4 protein-coding genes are annotated in these 3438 nt (G+C 46.7%); all 4 read right to left on the reverse strand.

The genetic code is table 11. The annotated features are described in order from the left end of the window. Positions 1-187: glycosyltransferase (locus tag AC1DUA_RS29640; protein WP_477503158.1), on the reverse strand; the 187-nt coding region annotated here is incomplete at its 3' end. 7 nt (positions 188-194) lie between these two features. Then, positions 195-1292 (reverse strand): stage V sporulation protein E, encoded by a 1098-nt coding sequence (gene spoVE, locus AC1DUA_RS29645; protein WP_477503159.1) that lies wholly within the window; start codon positions 1290-1292, stop codon positions 195-197. 101 nt (positions 1293-1393) lie between these two features. After that, entirely contained in the window at positions 1394-2788 is a 1395-nt protein-coding gene (gene murD, locus AC1DUA_RS29650) for a UDP-N-acetylmuramoyl-L-alanine--D-glutamate ligase (protein ID WP_477503160.1), read from the reverse strand. A gap of 3 nt (positions 2789-2791) precedes the next feature. Next, a partial coding sequence (mraY, locus tag AC1DUA_RS29655; RefSeq protein ID WP_477503161.1) for a phospho-N-acetylmuramoyl-pentapeptide-transferase occupies positions 2792-3438 on the reverse strand: 647 nt, incomplete at its 5' end.

A 3438-nucleotide genomic window follows, 5' to 3' on the forward strand; every position in this document is an offset into this window, starting at 1 on the left:
GACGTAATTTCCCAGATGATATCGGGTAAAAAGGAACACCTTCGCGCTCGATGATGTCTTTCTCGATGCCTGTTGCCGAGCCTATGTATTTAATTTCCCAACCTAACTCTTTCAGCTTATGCATAAGAGCAATGTTAGGTGTAACATGTCCTGCGGAGCCTCCTCCGGTAAAGACAATTGTTTTCATTACCTTGTCACCTCGAATAACGGGATATATTGAGCAGGATGCCGACAGATGTCAACATAAGCGTCAATGATGAACCACCTGCACTTATGAATGGCAATGTAATACCGGTAACTGGAAACATTCCAATGACAACACCAATATTAATAATAACCTGGACAGCAATCATGCCGATAATGCCAACAGCAATTAAACTTGCAAACGTATCCGGTGCAGTGATAGCTGCCCGCATTCCGCGCCATACTAGTATGGTAAATAATAAAAGCACTAAAGTGCCGCCAATAAAACCAAGTTCTTCTGCGATGATGGAGAAAATAAAATCGGTTTGCGGCTCAGGTAAATAACTGTATTTCTGACGGCTCATACCAAGTCCTAAGCCTACTAAGCCACCAGGACCAATCGCATAGAGTGATTGAATAGATTGATAGCCTGCACCAAGCGGGTCCTGCCAAGGATCTAAAAACGCAGTAATCCGTTTCAAGCGATACGGAGCAGCAATAATCAGTCCAATAAAACCAGCAACCCCTATCATACCTAGATATGAAAGATGAAGCAATCGTGCGCCTGAGATAAAAATGATAAGCAGAGAAGCTCCGACCAGAACCGCTCCGGTTCCAAGATCAGGCTGCAGCATAATCAAACCGAAAGCTAACCCCATAATTCCTAGCGGGGGCAATAACCCTTTGGTAAACTGGGTGATTTTGGATTGATTCTCGGACAACATTTTGGATAAATACAGAATCATCCCCATCTTCATAAACTCCGATGGTTGTATACCGAAGGCGCCAATCCCTAACCAGCTTCTAGCTCCGCCGCGCACAACCCCGATCCCGGGAATTAGCACAATAATAAGCATGAAGAAACAAACGAATAATGTAATTCGTGCTACCTTTTTCCAAACGAGATAATCTACATTCATGGTAAAAAACATCGCAACGATTCCTAAAACAGCAAAAATCAACTGCCGTTTCAGGTAATACAGGGAATCGCCGAATTCCCGAAAGGCAAGTACACTGCTCGCACTGTAAACCATAATAATGCCAATTGTCAAAAGCAGCAAGGTTGGAATAATAATCCAAATATCAGGAGCAGACCGTGATTTACCCATAACAGACACCTCTTTATGTGTTCTGGGCCACATCCAAAGGATGAATAGCCGAGCAGGAGACGATCGTCACCTGCCAGCAAACACATGTGGATAAGCCCTATTTAAAGGTTATGCACGGACTCCCTAAACATGCGTCCCCTGTCCTCAAAGGAGGGGAACATATCCCAACTTGCACAAGCTGGCGATAGCAGGACAATGTCTCCCGCTTCACACATCTGCCAAGCAAGCTGAACGGCTTGCGAAACTGCATCCGCTGCATCCTTAGCAGTATCGACGGTTTGAATGCGGCTAATCCCTGCCAGCTCAGCGATATGTGTAAATTTCTCTTTTGTTTGTCCTATTGCGACAATACCTTTAACACGTTCACGGAACGTAGGCAGCAGCTCCATATAATCAGAGCCTCGATCCAAGCCTCCCGCGATGAGAACAAGCTTCTGGTCGAATACTTCAATCGACTTAATTGTTGCCGCAGCATTCGTAGCTTTGGAGTTATTGAAGAAAGTGACACCATTAAGCTCTCTTACGAGCTCCAGGCGGTGTTCTACGCCTTTGAAACTTCTAAGCACATCTGCGATGATGTGAGGCTGAACGCCCACTGTAAGGGCTGCTGCGGCTGCCGCCAAGGCGTTCTCAACGTTAAAGCTGCCCGGAATGCCCATTTCACGCGCTGGCATAATCGGTACAATCTCACCTTGGCCATTCGCATAAACAAGGTTATCTGACGGCTGGTCATAATAAACACCGTAAGACAATTTTTCTTTCATAGAGAACGGGAAAAGCTTCGCTTTTAAAGTTGGAATAAGCGATTGGCATGCCGGATGGTCCCAATTTAAGATAGCCGTATCTTCCTCTGTTTGATTTTCAAACAGCTTCGCTTTTGAAGCCATATAGTCATCCATCGAACCATGGTAGTCCAGATGAGTTTCGTACAAATTTAAGAACAGCGCAATTCGCGGACGGAACGAGGTCGTTCCTTTCAGTTGAAAGGAGCTTAGCTCAACAACCATCCAATTGTCAGCCGTAACTTCAGGTGCTGCTTCTGTCAGAGCACGACCGATATTTCCCGCCACTACAGGCGACAAGCCTGCAGAATCCAACATTAATCCAATCAATGTCGTCGTTGTTGTTTTGCCGTTTGAACCTGTAATCCCGATAATCGGCGCTTCACAGAACTGATAGGCGACCTCGACTTCTGTAACGACTTCAATACCAAGCTCTAATGCTTTGCGAATCGGGTCTACTGAGTACGGTATGCCCGGGTTTTTCACAACGAGCGCAACGCCCTCATGCACCAAGGACTCCGGATGAAACCCGCATACAACAGAAATACCCAGAGCCTCCAATTCGTCGGCTTCAGGGCATGCGCTCCGCTCTTTTTTGTCATTGACGGTGACCAGGGCTCCTTTTTGATGAAAAAGCTTAGCCGCAGCGACACCACTGCGAGCCAAGCCCAAAACAACCACTTCAAGTCCACGATATTCACGCGGATGCATCATGTTCTACAACACCTCATTCATATATAATCCGAGCGCAGCAAGTACAAGACCTACAACCCAGAATGTGATAACGACACGCCATTCCGACCATCCGACTAATTCAAAGTGATGATGGATCGGGCTCATTTTGAAAACACGCTTGCCCCTGGTCTTGAAGGACACAACTTGAATAACGACTGATAAAATTTCAATCAGGAACACTCCGCCGACAACCGCCAGCAGCAGCTCCGCTTTCGTAAGAATCGCAACAGCTACTAAGCCGCCGCCGATGCCAAGCGAACCTGTATCCCCCATAAACACTTTGGCTGGGTGTGCATTAAAGACGAGAAAACCAAGCACAGCCCCAACCATTGCCGCTGAGAAAATCGCCGCCTCAGGTTGTGTGTTGTTCATCGCAATCACCGTATACGCGCCAAATGCAATTGCACTTGTCCCTGCAAGCAAACCATCCAGCCCATCGGTAAAATTCACCGCGTTAGATGCGCCGAGCATGAGAATCGCCATCAGAGGGAAATACAACCAACCAGGATTGAAGTGAAACTCCACAAAAGGGATATATAAGTCCGTGCTATGGCCTTCCCTCACAAGCAGGTAGCAAACAATTGCCGAGATCAGCAGCTGTCCGAACAGCTTTTGTTTCGCTGTTAGGC

The organism is Paenibacillus sp. 01T422 (assembly GCF_056398785.1).